The organism is Desulfitobacterium dichloroeliminans LMG P-21439 (assembly GCF_000243135.2).
In the GTDB taxonomy this organism is placed as follows: Bacteria; Bacillota; Desulfitobacteriia; order Desulfitobacteriales; family Desulfitobacteriaceae; genus Desulfitobacterium; species Desulfitobacterium dichloroeliminans.
In genome coordinates this window covers 2880895-2903587 of record NC_019903.1, presented here as the reverse complement: position 1 = coordinate 2903587, position 22693 = coordinate 2880895, and the positions used below count along the sequence as shown (strand labels likewise).

The following is a 22693-nucleotide window of genomic DNA, read 5'->3' as shown; positions in this document are numbered from 1 at the left end:
TAATTATTGAGGGAGTAATCTGTTCACAGGAGGTGAGGCAATGCAATACCTAGATAAATTAGTTCCTGGATTATCAGTAGAGGTGCACGTTCCGGAAGGAGATTACGAAGGTAATTATCGAACCCACATCGATGAAGTGGGCAAGACGCGGATATCTGTCTATGCTCCGCAGCACCGTGGGATGATTATACCTCTCCATGAAAGGACTCCCCTCGTAGTCACCTTCTGGGATGAAGTAGCTTCCTATGCTTTTAATACAACCGTTATTCAGCGTATCGCGGTCCCCATCTCAATTTTTGTTCTCGAAATGCCAGAGAGCATTAAGCGGGTTCAAAGAAGGAATTACGTGCGAGTCGCTGCTTTTTACCCGCTGACCTATCAAGTAGTGGAGAGAACAGGACTTGGCGATTTAAAAACGGGCAATATGTTGGACTTGAGTGGTGGAGGAATGCGCTTTCAGTCAAAGGAAAAGTTGGACATAGGCACCATTCTTTTTGCTAATCTTGAGTTGCCTTCCTATACAATAGGGACACCGGGGCGGGTATGCCGCGTTGTGCCAGTCGAGGATACCAGTAAATTTGCAATATCTGTAGATTTCTATCAGATTTCTGAACGGGATCGCGACCGCATCGTACGATGTGTTTTTAATATTCAAAGAGACTTGCGCAAGAAGGGATTGGTATAGAATGGAAATCAATCAAATACAATTGGATGCGTTGCGTGAGGTCGGAAATATTGGGTCCGGGCATGCGGCGACGGCCTTATCGACTATGCTTAACCGCCGGATAGATATGTCGATTCCGGAGGTGCGGGCTATCGAGTTTGACAGAGCTCCTGCTGTGATCGGAAATATCGAGGTTCCTCAAGCTGTCATCTACGTAAAAGTCGAAGGTGATGCCCCCGGGAAGGCAGTGTTCTTCTTCCCTTTGCAGAGTGCTGAGATTTTAGTGCAAGCTCTCTTCGGAACGAACGAGTCCTTTAACCTTTTTGAAAATGAAATGGCGCAATCAGCCATGAAAGAGGTAGGAAATATAATGGTGAGTTCCTTCCTCGTTGCCCTTACTCAATTTTCCGGTATTCCCCTCCAGCCTTCGGTACCGGCTTTAGCGGTGGATATGGTTGGAGCAATCTTTGATGCGATTCTTCTGGAAGACGGGGTGCTGGAGGATACAGTGCTTTTTATAAACACCCAGCTTTCTGGATTACCACAAATAGAAGGGAAATTTGTTTTCTTACCCGATGAGGGATCATTAAGCAAATTGCTGGGAGCTATTGGAGTATGAGCAATGTGATTAGCGTAGGAATGGCTGATTTAAAGGTGGCAAAAGCTCCCGATATTTTAATGACAGCAGGTCTTGGTTCATGCATTGGGATCTGCATTCATGATCCCATCCAAAGAGTCGGTGGTATGGCTCATATAATGCTACCTACAGCAGGTGGGAACAATGGCGGAAACCTTGCCAAATACGCTGATACAGCGATGGGTGTGCTCGTCGAAGAGATTCTGCGCTTGGGAGCAGTCAAGACTCGCCTGCGGGCTAAAATCGCCGGCGGCGCTCAAATGTTTTCCTTTCCGGGCAAGCCACCGGTTCTGAAAATTGGCGATCGCAATGCTGAACAAGTCATTATAGAATTAAAGCGCGTAGGAATACCTCTGCTCGTTTCTGATGTAGGAGGAAATTTCGGTCGAACCATTCATTTTGATGTAGGAACAGGGGATTTGAAGGTTCGGACCATTAACCACGGCGAAAAGGTGATTTGAGTAATGATGGACAAACTACGGATTTGGGCTTGGTATTTGGCGATAGGCTGTTCAGTTATATTAGCATTAGTCAGTTTCTTGGTGGATGAGAGTTTTCTAAGGGTGATTCTCAATGCGATAGTTGGGTTTGCCTTGATTTACGGAATATGCATCGTAAGTATTGCTATCTTTGAAAAATCCGCGATCGATCAAGAAACGGAGTACCTGGGCGCTGTCTTTGATATTGCTGTGGGGCAAGAAGATGATTTGAACAATGCAGAGATAGAACGAGATTCGGCGACTGAACAAACTCCAGCAACGATTCAAGCTCCGTCCGCTGTCGCGGGCCAATTGAATCATGAGTTAGTAGAAGGGTTACCTAATGCTGAAAAACAAGCAGAAATTGTGAGAAGAATGGGTTGGGGTGATTGAACGAGTCCGGTATTGAACGAGCGACTTGTAAGGGAGGGGAGTCAACATGATAGCGAATCCTTATGAAGCGGCCAATCGAGGAGCCTGGCGAGAAGAACAGATCGAAAATTATTTGCCGTTGGTCAAGCGTATTTCCGGTCGGTTGGCTATTTCCTTACCTCAACATGTTGATGAAGATGATTTAATCGGCTACGGTGTCTTTGGCCTAATGGACGCTTTAGAACGCTTTGATATTGGACGAGGAGTCAAATTCGAAACCTATGCTACCTTGAGAATCCGTGGGGCTATGATTGATGGCTTAAGGACGATGGACTGGGTTCCTCATTCCGCCCGGCAGAAAGTCAAACGGGTTCAAGAAGCTTTCACTGAAATTGAGGCTCAGCAAGGGCGCCCGGCTCGCAACGAGGAAGTGGCGGTATTTTTACAGATGGAACTGCGGGATTTGGAAGCGGTTATCCATCAAGGACAAATGCTCAATATAACCTCATTAGATGAAATGGCTGCGGGGGAGGATGGAGAATTTCATAGCTCTCCTAAAACTCAGCTCAAAGACCCGCTGGCCCAAGAAGCTTATCAAGAAGTTGAACTCAAAGAGCAAAAGAAAATCATGGCCGATGCCGTTGAAAAACTTCCTGAGAAAGAAAAGCTAGTGGTTGCTCTGTATTATCAGGAGGATTTAACTCTTAAAGAAATAGCCGTCATTATGAAACTTTCGGAATCGAGAATCTCCCAACTTCATTCCCAAGCCATACTGCGACTAAGAGGCCGACTCAGCCGCCAAAAGAAGAATTTATTCTAGATGTGAACTGGGGTCAGGCTGTGTTATGACGAATGAACGTTGGATTGTGTAGAAAGCTAAAGTTTTTTCTCGCATATTACGATATTATAGTTGGACTATAATTTGCGGAGGTGATGCCATGACAGCAATTAAGGCTCTGTCCACGGGATCTATCAATAATGCGGATAATGGATCAGTAGTTGTAGACAGCTCTCCCAAAGGCAATGATGCGGCGGCAATGATGTTTGCTGCAATCTTTGGCAACTGGATGAACCAACATAGTGGACAAGAGCAAGACTCTGATGATCAGAGCAACGCACCGGCGGGCAAGGAAGCCAATTCCGGACGTAACGCCCTATTGGGGATAGAGGGACTTCAGGCTATGATGGCTATGCTTCAAGGAGAGGGAAATCTTCAAGAAGTTTTGGCACGACAGGTTCAGAATCCTATGAGTGAAGAGGAGTTCTCAGGTCAACTGAATCTCCTTTTGAGTCAAATGGATACTTTGCGTGGTCAAAGCAATTTCTCGAACCCCCTAGGAACATTAGAGGTAGCCCAAATGTCAGGGATGACAGGGCAACTTCAGGGGAATACCCCACAGTCGGAATTGGATTTATATAAGAATGTGATTGTCGATTTACTTACGGATATGTCAGGAGAAGTGAAAGTAAAAACTCATCCTGAGGGATTGAACACCTTAACCCAGCAAAAATCCGCTATCGCTGCCCAACGCTTTAATAGCGGTCTGTTTATCGGATTAGTAGGAGAAGGACAGGCGTCCGGTACGGGTATCGCGGCGGACAAGGTCACAGTAGCTCAGACAGCAATAGGTCAATCGATGACTTCAGTAGTAGATGATGTTGAAGTACAGGTCGTACCGAGCACACAGCAAGGCAATGGCCAAGGGACACTAGTAAGTGCTCTTGCTACAAAGCCGGCTGAGGGTGCAGTAGGCTTGGAAGAAAATATAGCTGGGACTCTGGGGAAAAATGGGCCGGAGGGCACGGCTAAGCACTCGGGGGTTCTGAATATGGAATCGGAAAACCCGGGAAATTTCCAACTGCCCGGCGAGCAAGACCCAAAGGGTCAATCGTCTACACAAAATGGAGCTAACCAAGGCAAGGGAAGTGGTTCCGACAAATCTTTGGGAACAGGTGTAGGGCTTCAAGAAAAGGGTAGCCTCGACTTCCCCAAAGATGAACAATTCACCCTGCAGGATTCCCACATGGAAAGTGTTGTGGGATTGAGCTCAACAAAGGAGACATCTCAGGTCCAGGGAAAGGTGTTAGAAAAGGGCACCCCCGTATGGACGCAAGTCGCTAATGAGGTTTTTGAAAAAGCCTACCAGGCTCGCCCTCAACTCCGCGAAATGATAATTCATCTGCGTCCCGCTGAATTAGGGCAAATCAATATCTCCATGCGTTGGGAAGAAGGTCAAATGCATATTCGCATGGTGGCCACTGACGCAGGCACTGGACAACTACTGCAAACCAATCTGTCGGATCTCAGGGATAACCTGACTCAGTTAGGTATTCAATGTGGCATGATGGAGATGGGATTAGGAGAACAAAACCGGCATTCCCAAGAAGGCCAAGGGCAAGAAGACAAAGCTCGGGCCCAGGAGAATGGCGATGAAAAATTAGGATTCACGAGTAATGAAGAACTCGAGAGTATGATGGACTCCCAAGTAGACGAACAAGGAATCCGTCGGATTAATGTAACGGCCTAGGAGGAAAAGAATGGGGAACACGATTGATCCTAATTACAAATCCAATGCTCCCACGTCTGCACCAAAAAGTAGTGCTTTTTCCGATGCTACTAAGGAAGTCATGGGTAAGGATGATTTTTTAAGGCTACTGGTCACTGAACTCAGCAACCAAGACCCTCTTTCACCCATGGATAATAAAGATATGATTACCCAAATGGCTCAGTTCAGCTCACTTGAGCAAATGAATAATGTAGCAAGTTCTATGGAAAGTATGTCGAGCGCCTTTTCCTCCCTTTTCCAGCATTCACTCCTGGGTCAAGGAGCTGCTCTGATCGGCAAGTATGTCGCCGGAATGGATGTAGACACTGAGAACATCGTGGAAGGGGTTGTGGAATCCGTCCAATGGTTGGATGGTAATCCCCAATTGGTGATTAAAAAGGCTGATGGTACCTATAGCGCAGTGGAAATGAATGAGATTATTTCCGTGGCCGATGAAGCGATGACTGCAGAGTCAGGAGAGCCACCTAAAGACCCTACCGATGCAACTGATCCGACAGATCCGGAGGTTCCGGATACTGGCGAGACAGATACGGAGATGCAGGTATAGGATTATTTTGACCCAATGCCTATTCGGTAAGATATGATATGAAACGGCAAATAAGAAATGGGGGAACGCCTTAATGTTACGTTCTTTGTATTCAGCAATTTCCGGGTTGAAAAACCATCAGGTTAAAATGGACGTTATCGGTAATAACATCGCTAATGTCAATACTACAGGCTTTAAGCGCAGCCGGGTTACATTTTCCACCATGCTCAGCCAAACCATGAAGGGTGCAGGCTCGCCCTCAGCCAACCAAGGGGGAACCAATCCGGCTCAAATCGGCTTGGGTTCCATGCTGAGCTCTATCGACCAAATTATGACAGAAGGAAGCTCCCAATCCACAGGAAAAAACACGGATATGATGATTCAGGGTAAAGGATTTTTTGTCTTACAGAATAACGGAGAGACCGTGTATAGTCGGGCTGGAGCCTTCACACAAGATAATGACGGTACCTTGGTTGAACCGGGGACAGGGGCAAAGGTCATGGGATATATGTATGGTGTGGAAAGAATGGTAGATGATAGTACCACAACAGATGTTGATGAGTCAAAGATAGATTGGACACAACTAGAAGCCATTAGATTTAATATTGGCGAAAATCCTCCACTTGTTACGCCGGCGGCGATAAGTATTCCCAGAGATGCTTGGGCTAAGTCTGGGGACTCTTGGGTATATTCTAATCCTTCATTAATTGGCGCGACTGCAACTATTACTGGCGGCGGCACATTAGACAGCGCACGGGGAACCATCACAGTACCACCCACCGGCACTGATCCAACATTAAGCACCACTGCTTATAATACTTTTACGATCACAAACCATGACGCAAAATACGCCGATGGCACGGATATCCCACTAGCAACCTTAAGTAGCTTCTCCATAGATTCCAAGGGAGCCATTACTGGAGTCTATAGTAATGGTGATGCTTCCGCGACTCGCATAATCGGGCAAGTGGCTGTCGCCAATTTTGCCAATGAAGCTGGTTTGCAAAACCTCGGCAATAGCTTTTATGCGGCCTCCAATAACTCGGGTGCGGCATCAATAGCTGGCGCGGGTGAAGATGGCCGTGGAGCTATCATTCCCAGCACCGTAGAAATGTCTAACGTGGATCTCTCTCAAGAGTTCACAGACATGATTGTGACTCAGCGGGGATTCCAAGCTAATTCTCGGGTTATCACTGTATCGGACTCCTTATTGCAGGAGCTTATTGATCTTAAACGTGGATAAGGGACTTAGGACTTGGGCTTTAGGTTGTACCTGAAGTCAAAGTCCTTTTAGGCTTATCTCTGCGTATATTCCCGAAAAGGGAGGGGGCAGGTAACTTGCGAATTCTTAATACAGCGGCCACAGGGGTTCGAGCCCAGCAAATGGCCTTAGATACTCTCGGCAACAATATTTCCAACGTGAATACCCCCGGCTATAAGGCACAGCGGGTGGAATTTGCGGAAGCCTTAGCTTCGGAAATGAGACCCGCCGGTCAGCAATTTAATGAACAAGCCGTCGGAGATCGTCTTCCTGTGGGGGCAGGGGTAATCTTACCGACCATCAGCTCTAATTTTAAACAGGGGACGATTATGAGTACGGGAAATCCCTTTGATCTGGCTATTGAAGGTGAAGGATTTTTTCCTGTACGCACTGCGGATGGCACTAGTGGCTATACACGAGTAGGGAATTTCCAAACGGATGCCCAAGGAAAACTAGTCAATGCCGATGGCTATATCCTTGAACTGCGGATTCCTACAGAGGCTATCGATTTATATGTGAATGAGACAGGCAAGATCACCGGCTTTATCGATGAAGAGGAACGGGTTTTTGGCCAGGTCGTAATCGATGATGCGGAAGGTGAGGGGTATTATCCAGAAGGACCCATTGAAGTTGATGAGTCGGGGCGGCCGATGGACTGGAATGGGGATTTGCTGACAGCGGCTCTTGTGATTCCCCCAGGTGTAGAAGAAGTCCAGATCGACAGCAACGGAGTAATCAGGGGAACCATAGATGGAAATCTGGAGACCTTGGGGCAGATCAATCTTGCGAGTTTTGCCAATCCCGAGGGCTTAGTCAAGGGTGGGGATAACCTCTATCTAACACCTGAAGCCCCGGGGGTTACCGGGGAAGAGCTGATCGGGACGCCGGGTAGCCAAGTTCAGGAGCGCAACGTAGGTATGCTGCGGACTCAGTCCCTGGAGCAATCCAATGTGGATTTAGCCGCAGCTATGACTGATCTTATTCAAGTGCAACGAGCGTACCAGATTAATGCCCGTATGATTACGAATGGAGATCAGATGTGGAGCATGGCAAACTCCCTAAGGAGGTAAGATAGATGTCAGATTGGTTGAATACACCGATGTTTAATGTTTTAGAGAAGAGCATGGACGCCGCTAGCTTAAGGCAAAAGGTGCTGGCCGATAATATTGCCAATGTGGATACCCCGGATTTTAAGCGGTCCGATGTGGATTTTGACACTCTTCTGGGACAGGCTATTGGCAAGGTTGATGGTGAGCTTCCTTTAAAAGTCACGGCCGAACGGCATCTTCAAAAGACGGAACTCAATACCAGCGGGGTTGTCAACGATGAAAGCACGACCTATCGCAACGACGGTAATAACGTGGATATCGATCGGGAAATGGTTAATGTGGCCGAAAATGGGATTTACTACAATTCCGTGACCCGGGCGATTTCCGCTCAGTTATCCAACTTACGAACGGTAATCGGACAAAGATAAAGCTGCTTTCGCATAGGGTAGTCATGTAGTTATATAGAAAGATATGAAGGTGATCATCTATGATCAAAGGACTATATACAGGTGCAGCGGGAATGCTTGCTGCCCAGACACAGAGCGAGATTATCGCGGATAATGTAGCCAATATACGAACACCCGGCTATAAAGCCGAAGAATCTAGCAACAAGGCTTTTCCGGAACTGCTGATGATGAGAACAAGTACTGAAAATGAGATTCCAGGAAATACAGTGATCGGAGGCATGGGGACAGGGGTGGTGGTGGATCAAGTCACCCGCATGAATGTTCAAGGTGCCCTTCAAACTACAGATTTAACAACAGACTTGGCTCTTACCTCAGAGGCACTTTTTGTGGTCGAAACTCCCAATGGCGAGCGCTACACTCGGAATGGACAGTTTCAATTGAATGCAGAGGGCATGCTGCAAACGGCGGATGGCAATCCTGTCCTTGGTGAAGAGGGGCCTATTGGGCCTTTGAGCCGAGATTTTTCTGTGGATACTAATGGAGCTATTTATGATGGAGGAGTATTGGTCGATCAGTTGAGGTTGGTACAGATTCCAAATGAAGAGTTGATTCGGGAGGGCCAATCACTGTATACCTCAAACCAAGCGGTTCAAGCTTGGCAAGGTGAGCCGGGTATTCGCCAAGGCTTTCTGGAGGGTTCCAATGTAGATTTGACCGGCCAGATGGTTAAGATGATTACAGTGATGCGGGCTTATGAGGCCAATCAGAAGGTCATCCAGACTCAAGACTCGACTTTAGATAAAGCGGTGAATGAAATCGGCAGGATCGTCTAAGAAACAAATAAGGAAGTGGCTTCATGGCTAATCAAGTCGTCATATTTGAATTAGGGCAGGAAGAGTATGGAATGCCCATCGAAATCGTGCGTGAAATAACTCGCTTAGGGGATATTCGACCAATACCCAAAGCGCCTGAATATGTCAAAGGGTTAATCAACTTGCGCGGCTCGGCAATTCCTTTAATTGATTTGCATGTTCGTTTTGGAGTGGCCAATAAAAAGAATGCTGCGAATATTGCTGAGTCCGTGGTAGATGACTTCGCCTTGATTACAGAGGTCGATGGCTTTCTCGTCGGCTTTGCGGTTGACCAAGTTAAGGAAGTGCGCATCTTCGAAGATGTAGCTCCTCCGCCTCCCTTAGTCACTGCTCCGTTTATAGGTGGTATTGTCAATCTTCCGGATCGAATTATCATGATTTTGATTCCCAACAAAATTCTCGAACAAACAGAACTTCAAGGGATTTCCCAATTAATCTAAGGGCAGGAGGCGATGACCGATGAATAGTGCGGAAGCATTGCTTCTTTACCAGCTCCAAAGTATGAATAATGCTTGGCAGGATTCTGCCAAGAGTGGGAATAAGGGAATTGATGGAACTCAGGCGATGCTTTTTGCAACTTTGCTGCAGTCGGCATTAGCTGGTGAAGAAGGATTGGACTCCGGCGCTGGAATGGCTTTAGAAGCTTTGGCAGGCATGGGTATGGAGATGGGTTCCCCAACTGGATTATCGATGACTGATTATTCTCAGCTGTCTACCATGAATCTTCTTGGGCTAGGACAAACTTTGTCCGGTTCAGTAGCTAACCCATACGCAGGATATACTCATAGTCGTCCTTTTGATGGGATCGATGCTCTTGGCAGTTCTCAATCGTTACCCAGCTCGCAATACCGACCGGATCAACCTGAAATTGAACGGCTAATTTCTGAAGCAGGGCAACGGCATGGAGTTGACCCCAATCTTATTCGTCAAGTTGTGATTGCAGAATCTAATTTTAATCCTAAAGCGGTTTCCTCTGCGGGAGCCATGGGCCTAATGCAACTTATGCCTGGTACAGCTAAGAGCTATGGAGTGACGGACCCATTTAATCCGGCTCAGAATCTAGACGGAGGAACTCATTTCTTGAAGGATCTATTGGAGCGATTCAATGGCAATATTCCCTTGGCCTTAGCAGGCTATAATGCAGGCCCAGGGGCAGTTGAGAAATACAATGGGATTCCTCCCTATAATGAAACTCAGAATTATGTGAAGAAGATCATTGCTGCCTTGGGAAAACTAGATGCTCAAATATAAGAAGCCTTCAGGCCGTTGAAATGGATTGCCAGGAGGCGTTTCTTTTTATAATTTGACCTTATAAACAAGAGAATTTATAATAATTTCAAGGAAGAAATTTCAATCATGGGGGAACTATGGGAGAATATTATAATTACCTATGGAAAGCGACGTGGATTGAAGCCCTCGGCATTCTTTTGCTGGGTATCTTCATTCTCCTGCGCACTATTTGGAAATTTTACTCTGTAGCCCAAAAAGAGATGAAGTTGACTGCTAAGTTACTGCTCGTCTTTAGAGGATTCGGCTGGCTCACGATTTTTACAGCTTATCTTCTTATGTTTCAGGCTAGTGAACCGGATTGGTTTGCAAGGCCTGTGGTTGTTCAAGGGGGAATTCAAGGGAAGAGCATGGTTTCAGACACCCTTCACCCCTATAGTGTCGAGATCGAATGGGAGTCGGGAAGAGAAACACTCCATGTGGATCTCTATACATACCAAGCACTTGAGCCCGGTAAAAGAGTGAATATGACGTTTTTGCCTCATCGCCTGGAAGTGATCGCCTGTGAAATCCTTCCACCGGTGAAGGAAAAAAAGGAAGATGGAGTTAAACTGGGTCAAGGGAACGGAGGAAAACTATGATTTCGGATGTGTATTTTACAAGTATGAAAATCACACAAGGTCAAAGCCTTCTGGTGAAACTAGAAAAACTGATCCGTCGGTCGGGTATTCTCAAAGGCATTGAGAAGGATGATATGGTTGCGATAAAGCTTCATTTTGGCGAGAGAGGTAACCTCGCTTACGTCAGACCCCAGTTTGTACGGCGAGTCGTGGATCAGGTGAAAAAAGCCGGAGGACGCCCGTTCTTAACGGATGCGAATACCCTCTATGTGGGGTCTCGTTCGAATGCTATTGATCACCTGGAAACAGCGATTGAAAATGGGTTTGATTATTCTGTAGTGGGGGCCCCTTTAGTGATTGCCGACGGGCTAAATGGGAAAGACTATGTATCAGTACCAGTAAACTTAAAGCATTTTAAAGAGGTAAAGATTGGTAGTGCTGCAGTTCATGCTGACGCCCTGATTGCGATTTCGCACTTTAAAGGCCATGAAGCCACCGGTTTTGGCGGTACCTTAAAGAACGTAGGGATGGGCTTGGGAAGTCGTGCCGGGAAGCAACAGCAGCACTCGGATATACTTCCGCAAATTGATACTGAGCGTTGTACGGCTTGTGGTCGCTGTCGGAGTTGGTGCCCTGCCTCGGCCATAACAGTTGGGGATAAAGCAAGGATTGATGCCAGTCTTTGTATAGGCTGTGGCGAATGTGCAGTAACCTGTACTTTTAAGGCTATAGCCGTGAACTGGAAGACCACTCCGGATGTGATCCAGGAGAAAATCGTGGAGTACACTGTGGGTGCTTTAAAAGAAAAAGAGAGAAAGAGCGGGTTCATCACCTTCGTTAACAATGTCTCCCCAATCTGTGATTGCGTGAGTTGGAATGACATACCGATTGTGCAGGATATTGGAATTTTAGCCTCTGAAGATCCGGTAGCCATTGATCAAGCCGCTGTAGATCTTGTCAATCAAGCTCATGGGAACCCTTATTCGATATTGGGAGAGCGTCATCACGAAACAGATAAGTTCAGGGTCATTCACCCTGAAGTTGATTGGTCTGTTCAATTAGATTACGGTGAGAGTGTGGGCTTAGGGTCCAGAAAATATAATCTCATCACCCTATCTTAAAGAAGTTCAAATACAAAACTCTAGAAGATGCACCTTTATTTGTAAAAGCTACAAAAAAAATCTCGCGTTTTAGCAACACATTCTTGTAGTAATGTGATATCATAAGAGATAACTATTCATTACGATTGGAAAGGAGAGGTGAGGGTTATGCGTATTCAAAAAGTCAATGATAATACAATCCGCATCTTTATTTCCTTTACCGAACTTGCCGACCGAGAGATTACTATGGCGGATCTTTTACAAAGATCCCAACGAAGTGAGCAACTCTTTTGGGAATTGATTTCACAGGCAAGGGAAGAAGTGGAGTTTAATCTGGACCAACCCTTCTGGATACAAGCTACGGCATCTTCTAACGAAGAATTCGTGATTACGGTTATCAAACAAGAAGATGTCATCGAAGCAATACCAAAAGAGAAGGAAAACAAGAGACCAAGCCGTTCAAAAGCTACGGAGTGGGTCTATGTTTTTGCTGATTTGGAGGATGTCCTGTCCGTTGTGAGGCGAATGCCTGATATTTCCCGTGTTCGCTCCAGCCTCTTTGAGTTTGATGGGGAATACTATCTTGTCGTTAGCCATTTAGGCTCTGGTAAGAAGAAACAAATAGCGGAAGCCTTATTGGATGAATATGGTGAGTTGGTCGATGTCGCTAAGATTTTCCTAGAAGAACATGGGAAAGTGATTCTGAAGGAACGCGCCCTACAAAACTTGAAAAGCCATTTCAAATTTTAGGGGGAAATGCAAAAAAGGAAGTCAGAACGACTTCCTTTTTCAGTGGTTGACTCTTGAGCTGAACCTTTCCCACGATTGTAATATTTTATCGTACCTCCCTTTCCAAGAACAACTTAAGGATGTTTTGTGAGCAGGTAGGACATACTGCTTTTCCTTTGAAATTTCGCAAAGGAAATGTTGTATCACAGAAGATACAATGCTGAGCGTCTTTTTTGTGCGAGCTATAGGAATTAAAGGGGAGAAGTATTCCTCGGCGCGAACAGGTTTTTGATTCCATGATGTTTTGTAATGGAGTCGGATGAGAAAGATGCATCGATGATCGTACCTCCTGTTATAACGATATGCCTATAATAGGCTATAGTTGATGTCGAAATCCTAAAAAGTCTGCGGGGGTATATCAAAAAAATCAGACAATCTTGCCGAATAAAAGGTATAATAAGTTGGGCTGTGAATATTAAATCTACTTGGGCAAGGTTTATGGAGTGATATTGTGCGCAGAAAGAGCGATAGCAATAGTAAAAGAAGAAAGAACGGAAGGAAAAGAAAACTTTTTCTTACGTTCATGGTGATGATTCTTCTTGCGGTCGGTGTTTTACTTGGATTTAGTGTGTTAACAGACTTGAAGATTATGCCAAATAGTCCGAATGGTCAATTAACGACTGAAGAGCTTAAGAATAGCATCAGTGTTCTTCTCATAGGCGCGGATCAGCGCCCGGGCGAGGAGAAGTTCAACACAGACACGATTATTTTGGCTACCATTGACCCAAAGAGCGCCCGGGTCAGTTTGTTATCAATACCTCGTGATACCCGGGTTTCAATTCCCGGCTATAAGAACATCAAAATCAATGGGGTAGCTCCATTAACGGATTTAGAAAACCTCGTGGATGTGGTTGCCGATCTTACAGGAGTTCCTATTGCAGGCTATATACAAACCAACTTTAACGGATTTAAGCAGATCATTGACACTTTAGGCGGGATTACCGTAGATGTTGAGAAGGATATGTATTATGAGACAGGAGATGCTGTCGATGGGATAATTAATCTGCAAAAAGGTCTTCAACAGTTAGATGGTGCACAAGCTTTGCAGTATGCACGTTTTCGAAATGACGCTTTGGCAGATATATCTCGGACCGCTAGGCAACAGGTTGTGCTCAAAGCTGTGGCGGAGGAAATGCTCCAGCTGAGTACCTTGCCCAAGCTTCCTTGGCTCATTCCCCAGTTGAATGATGCGGTAAATAGCAACGTTGAGTTGAGAACAATGTTCAAGATGTCGACAACGGTTGTGAAATTTAAAGACATCAGCATTCTAACCCAGACCTTACCCGGGCGATTTCATGATATCAATGGCATAAGTTACTGGGATGTTGATCGTGAGGAAGCCCAAAGGGTGGTAAGCAATCTTTTTCGCGGCATAACGACGGAAAAAGTGATCGATGACACGGTTATTGATTTGCTTGAGCCGATTGAGCCTATTGACGATAATCCATTGCCTCAGGTTCCGGGAAGCCCAGTTGACCCCAATGGTCAAGAATCTTCGGAATATCAGGATGCAGTTCCGGATGCGGGAAATCCTCAGGAAGAAGCAGACGTAGATGGGGAAAATAGGGAGGAAGAGAAAGAAAGTAAACCGCAAGAAATCCCAAGAATTCCAGAGAATATCCAAAATCCAGATGAAGAAAATACCAAAAAACCAAATGAACCACAGACAGATGTGTTATTAAACAAGGAAACGTAGGCCCTAAAGGCTTTCGAGAGATAGATTTTCTGATGTAATAAAGGTAAGTTGGGTTAGGTTACCCTTAAAGAGGATAAGTGAGGTGACGGACATGTCAGAGATGGCGGAAAAGAAAGATGAGAGTTTATCGAATGCCTGCTCCGTATGCTGGAAACCCGATGAAAAAAAGTATCTTATTATGTTGACAGACGCAGTTAAGTTTATCGTGCCCGCCCCGCAGGCAGGGTCATTGTGTATCAATGGCGAATCTCAGCAAAGGGCATTTAAAGTGGAGCCAGGCGATGTTCTTGAGTTTTATCCTACGGTCTTTCCGGGAGAATTGAATTGGGATTTAGAAGTTCGCGATCAGGGATTCGCCGCAGTGGCCAAGGTTGTTCATCAAAGACCAGGATATTATACTCTTCCTGATAGTATTGAAGAGGATATGACCATTCGTTTTGATGAAATAATTATCTGGCGGGATTCTAAACCGCAAGGTCAATATTCGAATGAAGAAAAGCTTCAGGCAGATCTGCTGAACCAAGGAATTATTTTTGGCGTTTTTCCCTCGGTATGGGAGGCTATTACTGCCGTACAGGGTATCGGTGAGGTGCTCATAGCCCAAGGAAAGGCACCAACCTTACCTGTTCATGCCCAACTTGTGGACTTAATAGCCAAGAAACAGCCGGCTCAACATGAAGAGCAACGTGTGGATTATTTTGCCTCCAAGATCAATTTGATTCAGGCAGGACAAGCTTTAGCTCGCAAAATACCAGGCAAGCCCGGAATTCCCGGGAAGAATGTATATGGGCAGGAAATTCCGGCACCTTTGCCAAAGGATTTCCAATTAAAATTAAAGAAGAATGTCCGTTTATCTGAGGATGGACTGGAAGTAATAGCGACTATTGCAGGACTCCCCCTTCGTATGGACGAATTATCCTTTGGGGTAGAGGCTGTATTTATGCTTAATCAGGACCTTGACCTAGCGGTGGGAAGCATAGAATTCCCGGGCGATGTTTTTGTTTCGGGAGATGTCCATGATGGTTTACATATCTATTCAGGCGGAAAGGTTGAAATTCGAGGCTCGACTTCTCGAGCGGAGATCCGAGCGGAGAAGGGCCTCAACATATATCGCAATGTTTTGGCAGGCAAGTTAGTTGTGGGAGCACGTTTTGTCGTCCGTTCCAAGCTTCTAAAGGATTTGCAAAGTCTATATGATGATCTGAACGCCTGTTTATTGATCACGATTGATTTTATGAAGTCTCCCCAGGCTAAAAGTCTACGGGAAGGGCAAAGCCTTAAGGTTATTATCGAGCGGAGATTCCCGGATTTACCCAAGAAAGCTACTGACCTTGAGAAGTTTCTCTTGTCAACAAAGGATGAGCTGATTACTCAGGAGTTGATTGTTTTTGCACGTACGACGAAGCGTTTTTTGACAGGCTTAGGGCCTCTTGAGCCCCAAGCTCTACCTTTGCTCGGACGGGTTAATCAAGCATTCAAGCAGCTTATTGATAGTATGGCCTTTGAATTACCAGAAAAGCTCGATTGTAATGTCGACTATGTTCAAGGGGCTATCGTAGAATGCGCCGGCGATTTTGTCTGTCGGAAAGGTAGCTACAATTCGGTTATTCAAGCCGCAGGGGACCTCAAGATTGAAGGGGTCTGCCGAGGGGGCAAGATTATAGCGGGGGGCAATGTCGTGATTAAGGAACTTGGCGGATCGGGAGTAAGCACCACGACAGTCCAATTCCCCGGTACGAAGCGCTTGAAAGTTGGCTATTGCCACGCTAATGTCACGATTATTGTCGATAAAGAAATCATCTCAATGGAAGAGCCCTATAAATCACTGGAAATATATCGCGAGGAAGGCAGAGTAGCAATTGAACGTTTAAAGGGGTGAAGTAATGGAAACCATGATTTCTCTTGAGCGAGCTTTAGATATTGTCTATGAACAGGTAAAACCTCTGGGAACAGAAAAAGTGCACCTAGCCCAGTCCTATGGCAGAGTCTTGGCAAAGGATATTGAAGCAGCAATTGATATGCCTCCCTTTGATCGTTCACCTTTGGATGGATACGCATACTGCGCCCAAGCATCAGATCCGGCGCCCTTGACTTTAGCAATTGTCAGCGAAATTCCTGCTGGAACTTGGTCTGAGCGCGAGCTTAAACTAGGGGAGTGTGCTCGGATTTTCACGGGAGCACCGATTCCTCAGGGTGCCAACTGTGTGGTTAGGCAGGAGGATACGGAGCCGTTGGGTGACCGTGTCCAGATTAATCAGCCTGTTCGACCCCGAGCAAATGTTGTGTATCGTGGTGAGGAGACTAAGAAGGGTGATATCGTCTTATCAAAGGGCGAACTGCTCTCACCTGCGGGAGTAGGATTGCTTGCCTCTCTGGGTGTAGAAGAGGTGGAGGTCTATCAGTCTCCCAAAGTTGGAATTCTTTCCACCGGTTCTGAGCTTCGCGAAGTTGGCGATTCCCTAACGCCGGGTAAGATATATAATAGCAATACATATACTTTGCAAGGACTATTGATGGAGGCAGGGTGCAAAGTAAAAGTCGCTCCCTTTGTTGCAGATGATTTAGATGAGACTGTTGCCGCATTAAAGGCACTAGAAGATATGGATTTTGTAGTGACGACCGGAGGAGCCTCGGTAGGGGATTATGATTTGATTAGAGATGCTTTAGAGGGTGTGGGCTGTAAACTGCTCTTCTGGAAGGTTAATTTTAAACCGGGGACCCCGGTGGCGGTGGGCATTAAGGGAGATACGCTCTACTTCTCCTTGTCAGGGAATCCGGCAGCGGCCGTAGTGAACTTTGAGCTTCTAGTCCGTCCCGCATTGCGGAAGCTCAAGGGTAGAAAATTGCCAGAACGTACTTTCCCTGTTTACATGGATGGTGATTTTGGTAAATCGGGTAAACAAAGAAGATTTATACGGGCTCGAGCCGTTTTCCGTAATGGTGAAATTTGGGCTGACCCAAGTTTTGCCCAAGGCTCAAGTGTTCTGCGCTCTATGAAGGGTAGCCACTTACTTATCGATGTGCCGGGGGGACATGGACCTGTGCAAAAGGGAGAGCGTCTCCAAGGTCGTTGGATCTCCTCTTGGGAGGAGGACTAAATGGGAATCCCTGTCGTTTCGATTGTTGGACAACACTCCAACTCCGGTAAAACCACTCTTCTGGTCAAGCTGCTAACGGAAGCAAAGCGGCGAGGCTGGCGTATTGCAGCTGTGAAGCATGATGTACATGGATTCGAGATGGATAAGCCGGGCAAGGATACTTGGAGATTCGCTCAGGCGGGAGCGGATGTGGTTGTAATCTCTTCACAAGAGAAGATGGCCATGATTGAAAAAGTCGAAGAAGAACGGACACTTGAAGAGGTCATAGCACGAATCCCGCAAGTGGACCTGATTTTTACCGAAGGGTATAAGCATGGCAAGCAGCCACGGATTGAAGTCTTTCGCTCAGCGGTTCATAAGGAGCTTTTATCCAAGCCGGAGCAGTTGATTGCTATTGCCAGTGATGTTTCCATCGATGTGGGAGTGCCTTGCTTTGACTTAGATGATGCTGTGGGGATTTGCGACTTCCTAGCGGAGAAATATAGCTTATAGTGGGACAAGGGTATGTTAACCGTAAGCGCCTAATAAGGTAGTGTATAGCCCCATCTCGGAAACTATGAGACAATCCTCGTAAATTGAAGTTTTTAGAGTTTTTCAAGTAGACTTGAAAAACTTCAAAGGAGGATTAAAGTGGATACTCAGAAAGTCACACAAAACTATCGATTGAAGAAATGGACTCGACTTATTAGTGAATGTCGCAGCAGTGGGCAAACAGTCTCCGCATGGTGTGCTGAACATAATATTCATCCAAGTAGTTACTTCTATTGGTTGAGACGAGTCCGCACTGCCGCCTGTGAGGCTCTTCCGGCACTTCAAAACGAAAACAATTCTATCGTACCCGTATCCTTTTCACTTCCCCAGGTCAGTTCTCCGGCGACAGATTCCTTGTCACCAGCGATCGTGGTTCGCTTAGATTCCGCAAGTCTAGAAATTCATAACACTGCCTCGTTGAACTTAATCGAGAATACTCTTAGAGCACTTCAACATGTTCGGTGACATCTCTAAGGCCGAGAAAATCTACCTCGCCTGCGGGTATACCGACATGCGTAAGTCCATAGACGGACTGGCAGCCCTAGTTCAGCAAAACTTTCAGCTCAACCCCTTTCAAAATAGTTTGTTTCTCTTTTGTGGCCGTCGGCATGATCGACTGAAGGCACTCTATTGGGAAGGGGATGGCTTTGTTCTTCTGTATAAGCGACTTGAAAAGAGCAAATTCCAATGGCCCAAGAATGCTGAAGCAGTTCGCGGGATTACCCGCCAGGAATTCCGCTGGCTTATGGAAGGGCTGTCTATTGATCAGCCTAAGGCCGTGAAAAAGTGGGATTCCACAGGCTGCTTTTCGGTATAAAGAAATGGCCCAAACCTGCATGGTTACTGGACTTTATGGCGTTTTCATGCTATACTAAATGCAGTGAGAAACGCAAAGGATTTAGGGCTGATGAGTGAAGTAAAATCGGTAAAAACTCTTGAAAACCGCATCACCGAACTAGAGAAGGAAAACAAACTTCTTCATGAAACCGTTCATCATCTGACCCGTAAACTCTTTGGTCGAAGCTCTGAGAAGACATCCGTCCTTTCTGTGGGACAGATGTCTCTTTTTGATGAAGCAGAAACGGAATCTAATCCTAAGGCTGTGGAACCGGACCTTAAGCAAGTCGAGGGGTACCAGAGAAAGAAATTCGACGGTCAGCGTAAGGAACTTTTGAAAGACCTTCCCCATGAAAAGCGGTTCTGTACTCTCTTAGAAGATGACCGGTCCTGCGAAGAGTGTCAGACGACACTGGTCTCTGTGGGAGAAGAGTTCGTGAGAACCGAAATTGAATTCATCCCTGCAAAAGTAAGAGTAATCGATATTTACCGCGAAACCTTCGAGTGCCGTAGCTGCCGTAAGAATAACTTGCCCTATATGGAGAAAGCACCTGTACCTTCGCCAGTCATTCAACACTCCATGGCATCTCCCTCCACAGTAGCTTGGGTGATGCATCAGAAGTTTGTCAACGCGCTTCCTCTGTACCGTCAGGAAAAGGAGTGGAAGACGCTGGGCGTTGAATTAAGCCGTGCCACCATGGCCAATTGGATCATGGTCGCAGCCCGAGATTGGCTGACCCCGCTTTTGCAACGGATGCATCAGAAGCTCTTGGAGGAAAACTTCCTGCATGCTGACGAAACTCCGGTTCAAGTCCTCAACGAAGAGGGCCGAAAGAATACCACGGATTCTTACATGTGGGTTTACAGTACGAGCAAACACTGTAAGCATCCCATCCGGATCTTCGAGTACCAACCAGGCAGAAGTGGTAAATATCCTCAGAAATTCCTGAAAGGATTTAAGGGATACCTCCACTCGGATGCCTACTCAGGCTACCAAAAGGTGGAGGGAATCACGCGATGCCTGTGCTGGGCTCATGTTCGAAGGAATTTCGTTGATGCCCTGCCGAAGGATATCCATAGCCCGGAAGCCACTTTGGTAAGCGATGGAGTTCGATTCTGTAATGAGCTCTTTGAGATAGAGAAGACTCTTGAAGGGTGTTCAAGGGAAGAGCGACAATCCGAGCGTCTGAAACAGGAGCAACCTGTTTTGGAGGCCTTTTGGGCATGGGTAGATTACAATAAGAAAAAGGTTCTCCCTAAATCTAAACTGGGGCAAGCTCTTAATTACGCCATAAACCATAAACAGGAATTGATCAATTATCTGTTGGATGGAAACTGCTCCATCTCGAACAACTTAGCTGAAAACAGCATCCGCCCCTTTACGATCGGACGAAAGAACTGGCTGTTTAGTGGAAGCCCGAAAGGAGCAACTGCTAGCGCTGCCGTTTACAGCATGATTGAAGCGGCTAAGGCCAATGGCCTGAATCCCTATAAATATCTTTGTTTCATCTTTAAAGAGTTGCCCGGGGTGCAGTTCGGTCAATACCCAGAATTTCTTGAAGATTATCTGCCGTGGAGTCCAGATGTACAGGCTGTCTGCAAATAGGGTAAAAACTTAGTTTATACTGGTTTTTACCCTTTTTCTATACACCGACTTGTTTGACGCTTACTGTTAACCTTGTCTCACTTTTTTTGTTTGCAAGATTTGGGTCGAATAGCTTCTCACACATCGTTCACTTCGTAAGCTGCGCGCACCCGTTCTAACGCTCAAGCTCTTCGCTTCGTCGGGTGCCCCGCTAAATCGCCATCCTTGGCTCTCTAGCGGGTTGGAAACGTCCTGTTTCCAACCCGACTCCGCTGCGTGCTTTCGCGAAGAACGGGTAGCTGCTCGCTTAAAATCGTTCACTATTGTGTGAGAAGCTACGCTTGTGGGTCTTTGCATGACGAGCTTTTGTGTTAAAAAGGGGCTGTGTGAAAATACAGCAAATAAAGGCCGACTAAAGATCGCGAGATTTTAGGCGGTTTTTGACGTATTCACACGCCCTCTTTTTAACGAATTTTTCCGAGTTGCTTTGTGGCCCAGGGTAGGAGGGGCATGGCTGCTAGGGAAGAAATGACGTTGAAGAGGGTGTGGGCGTTGGCTACTTGTAAGCTAATGCTGCCGCCAAGCCATTCCAAAAAATAGGCTAGTGGGGTGACAAAGGGGAGGAAAAGGAGCGCACCAAAAATATTGAGACAAACGTGGAAGATGGCGACCCGTTGAGCGGCTCTGTTCGTGGCTAAGGAAGCGATGACAGCAGTGAAGCAAGTGCCGATGTTGGCTCCAAAGATAAAGGCTAGGGCTGTAGGTAGAGTAATCCAGCCATCCGAGGCTAGAATCATCACAATACCAGTGGTAGCAGCTGAAGAGTGGAGGACAGCGGAGAGCAAGGTTCCGGCGACGATTCCTTGTAAATGGTGGTCTCCTAATTGATGGAGAGATTTTTGGACCCATTCCAGTTCGGCAAGAGGAGCCATACCGCTCTCAAGAAGGCTTAAGGCGAGAAAGAGCATACCCAGACCTAGACATGAGAGAGCTAGATAACGCCAGCGCTGAGGAAAGAAGAGGTATCCTAATGCCCCGAGTACAAGAGCATAGGGTATTAGGGGCTCAAGAGGTAATGCTAGGAGCTGTGTGGTTATGGTTGTGCCGATGTTACTGCCCAAAATAAGACCTAAGGCGTTTGGAAAAGCAATAAGGCCTGAATCAACAAAGGAGACGACCATCACCGTTAAGGCCGTGCTGGATTGGAGAATTGCCGTTGCTAGGGTTCCGCTCCAAAATCCTCGCCAGGGTGTTGCTGTCATCTGGTGGAGAAGGGTTCGGAATGTATCCCCAGCAAAGGATTGTAAGCCATAACGCAATATGTGCATTCCATAAAGCAGAAAAGCGAGTCCTAAGGTTAGGGCAAGGAGAATGGTCAAGACAAAGGCCTCCCCTTCTGGGACAAGGGACTGTCCCTATGTCCCATACGATGTTTGCTGTAAAAAGTATATGGGCAATTTTTCATCGGCAGAACAGGCGCAACAGTGCCCTGGAGCGCGTAAATTATCCCAAGGGGTGATGGTATGCTCGTTCGCCAAGGCACTGTAAAGGATTGGCCCTTTATGTTTGAACTCGCTAAGGATGTAATTCCGGTGAATATTTCACCGTGGCGCCAACAGCCACTGGAAGAGACCCTAAAATATCGGGTGAAGATGCTGAAAAACTTTTGGACTTGGATTAAACAAAGCGACTCCAAGGTTTTTATTGCTGAAACAGAACTGCATCAGCCGGTGGGCTTTTTGGTCCTTTATGCCCATGCAGTTGAAGAATTAACGGGACTACATCAAGCATGGATTATGGATCTCGCTGTCCTTGGGGAGTACCGCAAAAAAGGGATTGGTAAAGTTCTGATGGAAGCTGCTGAAGGATATTGCCGGGAAGAGTCTATTCGATATCTTGGATTGGCGGTTAGCACTCATAATATTCAGGCCCTCAACCTTTATCAAAGCCTTGGCTTTGTAGAAGAACGCAAGCTTATGGTGAAGGTTTTAAAGGACTAATCCATAACAGGACATGAATTAATAGATGGGAATTAAAGAGAGCATTGGAGTAGTTCTTAATAGTACTTTGTAATTAAGATGCAATTTAAGAATGCTGTGAAGTCGGGGACTTCACAGCATTTAGTTTTTCTTGGTCTTTAAAAATGGTCTTAATAGGGTTTAGAAATAAAAAAAAGCTTGCGAGAAAACCGCAAGCCGAAGTAAAAGAGAGGAGTGGGGATAAAAAATTGGAAAACGTGAGACTACCTTAATTGTTTCCTGAGATAGTTGACATTATACATACGATTAAGAATTTTATGTTAAAAGTACTTTTTACAGCTGTTATATAGTATAATGCATAATCAAAGACGGTGGTATAATAGAGAAAACTTCGTTG

At 46.1% G+C, this 22693-nt stretch carries 25 protein-coding genes; 24 read left to right on the top strand and 1 reads right to left on the bottom strand.

What is annotated here, in order from left to right:
* Nucleotides 1-40: 40 nt before the first annotated feature.
* The 23 genes from DESDI_RS13790 to tnpC all read left to right on the top strand — a co-directional run bounded on the left by DESDI_RS13790 (nt 41) and on the right by tnpC (nt 20338).
* Entirely contained in the window at nt 41-685 is a 645-nt protein-coding gene (locus DESDI_RS13790; protein WP_015263229.1) for a flagellar brake protein, read from the top strand.
* Between the two features lies 1 nt (nt 686).
* On the top strand, nt 687-1283 hold the full coding sequence (locus DESDI_RS13785; RefSeq protein WP_015263228.1) for a chemotaxis protein CheC: 597 nt from the start codon (nt 687-689) through the stop codon (nt 1281-1283).
* Nucleotides 1280-1762 carry a chemotaxis protein CheD gene (locus DESDI_RS13780; protein WP_015263227.1) on the top strand — a complete coding sequence of 161 codons (483 nt, stop codon included), beginning with the start codon at nt 1280-1282 and terminating at the stop codon, nt 1760-1762. The genes DESDI_RS13785 and DESDI_RS13780 overlap by 4 nt, the downstream gene beginning before the upstream one ends.
* 3 nt (nt 1763-1765) lie before the next feature.
* Nucleotides 1766-2173, top strand: a complete 408-nt coding sequence (locus DESDI_RS13775; protein WP_041219503.1) for a hypothetical protein — start codon at nt 1766-1768, stop codon at nt 2171-2173.
* 46 nt (nt 2174-2219) lie between these two features.
* A complete protein-coding gene (locus DESDI_RS13770; RefSeq protein WP_015263225.1) occupies nt 2220-2972 on the top strand; it encodes a FliA/WhiG family RNA polymerase sigma factor in 753 nt (250 codons plus the stop codon).
* 118 nt (nt 2973-3090) lie between these two features.
* Nucleotides 3091-4680 carry a flagellar hook-length control protein FliK gene (locus DESDI_RS13765; RefSeq protein ID WP_015263224.1) on the top strand — a complete coding sequence of 530 codons (1590 nt, stop codon included), beginning with the start codon at nt 3091-3093 and terminating at the stop codon, nt 4678-4680.
* Nucleotides 4681-4690: 10 nt separating this feature from the next.
* A complete protein-coding gene (locus DESDI_RS13760; protein ID WP_015263223.1) occupies nt 4691-5266 on the top strand; it encodes a flagellar hook capping FlgD N-terminal domain-containing protein in 576 nt (191 codons plus the stop codon).
* 73 nt (nt 5267-5339) lie between these two features.
* Nucleotides 5340-6488 carry a flagellar hook protein FlgE gene (locus tag DESDI_RS13755; protein ID WP_015263222.1) on the top strand — a complete coding sequence of 383 codons (1149 nt, stop codon included), beginning with the start codon at nt 5340-5342 and terminating at the stop codon, nt 6486-6488.
* Between the two features lie 95 nt (nt 6489-6583).
* Nucleotides 6584-7576, top strand: coding sequence for a flagellar hook-basal body protein (locus DESDI_RS13750; RefSeq protein WP_015263221.1), 993 nt, complete (start codon nt 6584-6586; stop codon nt 7574-7576).
* Nucleotides 7577-7581: 5 nt separating this feature from the next.
* Entirely contained in the window at nt 7582-7983 is a 402-nt protein-coding gene (flgB, locus tag DESDI_RS13745) for a flagellar basal body rod protein FlgB (RefSeq protein ID WP_015263220.1), read from the top strand.
* Nucleotides 7984-8042: 59 nt separating this feature from the next.
* A complete protein-coding gene (flgF, locus tag DESDI_RS13740; RefSeq protein WP_015263219.1) occupies nt 8043-8795 on the top strand; it encodes a flagellar basal-body rod protein FlgF in 753 nt (250 codons plus the stop codon).
* 23 nt (nt 8796-8818) lie between these two features.
* Nucleotides 8819-9274: a chemotaxis protein CheW gene (locus DESDI_RS13735; protein ID WP_015263218.1), complete on the top strand. Its 456-nt coding sequence runs from the start codon at nt 8819-8821 to the stop codon at nt 9272-9274.
* Nucleotides 9275-9293: 19 nt separating this feature from the next.
* On the top strand, nt 9294-10085 hold the full coding sequence (locus DESDI_RS13730) for a lytic transglycosylase domain-containing protein (protein WP_015263217.1): 792 nt from the start codon (nt 9294-9296) through the stop codon (nt 10083-10085).
* A gap of 116 nt (nt 10086-10201) precedes the next feature.
* Complete coding sequence (locus DESDI_RS13725) at nt 10202-10702, top strand: hypothetical protein (RefSeq protein ID WP_015263216.1); 501 nt, start codon at nt 10202-10204, stop codon at nt 10700-10702.
* On the top strand, nt 10699-11802 hold the full coding sequence (locus DESDI_RS13720; protein ID WP_015263215.1) for a DUF362 domain-containing protein: 1104 nt from the start codon (nt 10699-10701) through the stop codon (nt 11800-11802). The genes DESDI_RS13725 and DESDI_RS13720 overlap by 4 nt, the downstream gene beginning before the upstream one ends.
* A 147-nt stretch (nt 11803-11949) precedes the next feature.
* A complete protein-coding gene (locus DESDI_RS13715; protein WP_015263214.1) occupies nt 11950-12531 on the top strand; it encodes an adaptor protein MecA in 582 nt (193 codons plus the stop codon).
* A gap of 562 nt (nt 12532-13093) precedes the next feature.
* The gene (locus DESDI_RS13710; protein WP_486599225.1) at nt 13094-14266 is read left to right on the top strand and encodes an LCP family protein; all 1173 of its coding nucleotides are present in this window, start codon (nt 13094-13096) and stop codon (nt 14264-14266) included.
* 91 nt (nt 14267-14357) lie between these two features.
* Nucleotides 14358-16145, top strand: a complete 1788-nt coding sequence (locus DESDI_RS13705; protein ID WP_015263211.1) for a FapA family protein — start codon at nt 14358-14360, stop codon at nt 16143-16145.
* A 4-nt stretch (nt 16146-16149) separates the two neighbouring features.
* A complete protein-coding gene (locus DESDI_RS13700; protein ID WP_015263210.1) occupies nt 16150-17364 on the top strand; it encodes a molybdopterin molybdotransferase MoeA in 1215 nt (404 codons plus the stop codon).
* Nucleotides 17365-17856 carry a molybdopterin-guanine dinucleotide biosynthesis protein B gene (gene mobB / locus DESDI_RS13695; RefSeq protein WP_015263209.1) on the top strand — a complete coding sequence of 164 codons (492 nt, stop codon included), beginning with the start codon at nt 17365-17367 and terminating at the stop codon, nt 17854-17856.
* A 138-nt stretch (nt 17857-17994) separates the two neighbouring features.
* Nucleotides 17995-18360, top strand: a complete 366-nt coding sequence (gene tnpA / locus DESDI_RS13690) for an IS66 family insertion sequence element accessory protein TnpA (RefSeq protein WP_015261246.1) — start codon at nt 17995-17997, stop codon at nt 18358-18360.
* Nucleotides 18350-18712, top strand: a complete 363-nt coding sequence (tnpB, locus tag DESDI_RS13685; RefSeq protein ID WP_015261245.1) for an IS66 family insertion sequence element accessory protein TnpB — start codon at nt 18350-18352, stop codon at nt 18710-18712. Before tnpA ends, tnpB begins: the two co-directional genes overlap by 11 nt.
* 90 nt (nt 18713-18802) lie before the next feature.
* Nucleotides 18803-20338 (top strand): IS66 family transposase, encoded by a 1536-nt coding sequence (tnpC, locus tag DESDI_RS13680; protein ID WP_015261244.1) that lies wholly within the window; start codon nt 18803-18805, stop codon nt 20336-20338.
* A gap of 443 nt (nt 20339-20781) precedes the next feature.
* On the opposite strand, the gene DESDI_RS13675 is transcribed toward tnpC, so the two are convergent.
* The gene (locus DESDI_RS13675) at nt 20782-21696 is read right to left on the bottom strand and encodes a Na/Pi cotransporter family protein (RefSeq protein ID WP_015263208.1); all 915 of its coding nucleotides are present in this window, start codon (nt 21694-21696) and stop codon (nt 20782-20784) included.
* 144 nt (nt 21697-21840) lie between these two features.
* Between DESDI_RS13675 and DESDI_RS13670 the strand changes: the two genes are divergently transcribed.
* Nucleotides 21841-22317: a GNAT family N-acetyltransferase gene (locus DESDI_RS13670; RefSeq protein ID WP_041219500.1), complete on the top strand. Its 477-nt coding sequence runs from the start codon at nt 21841-21843 to the stop codon at nt 22315-22317.
* Nucleotides 22318-22693 lie beyond the last annotated feature (376 nt).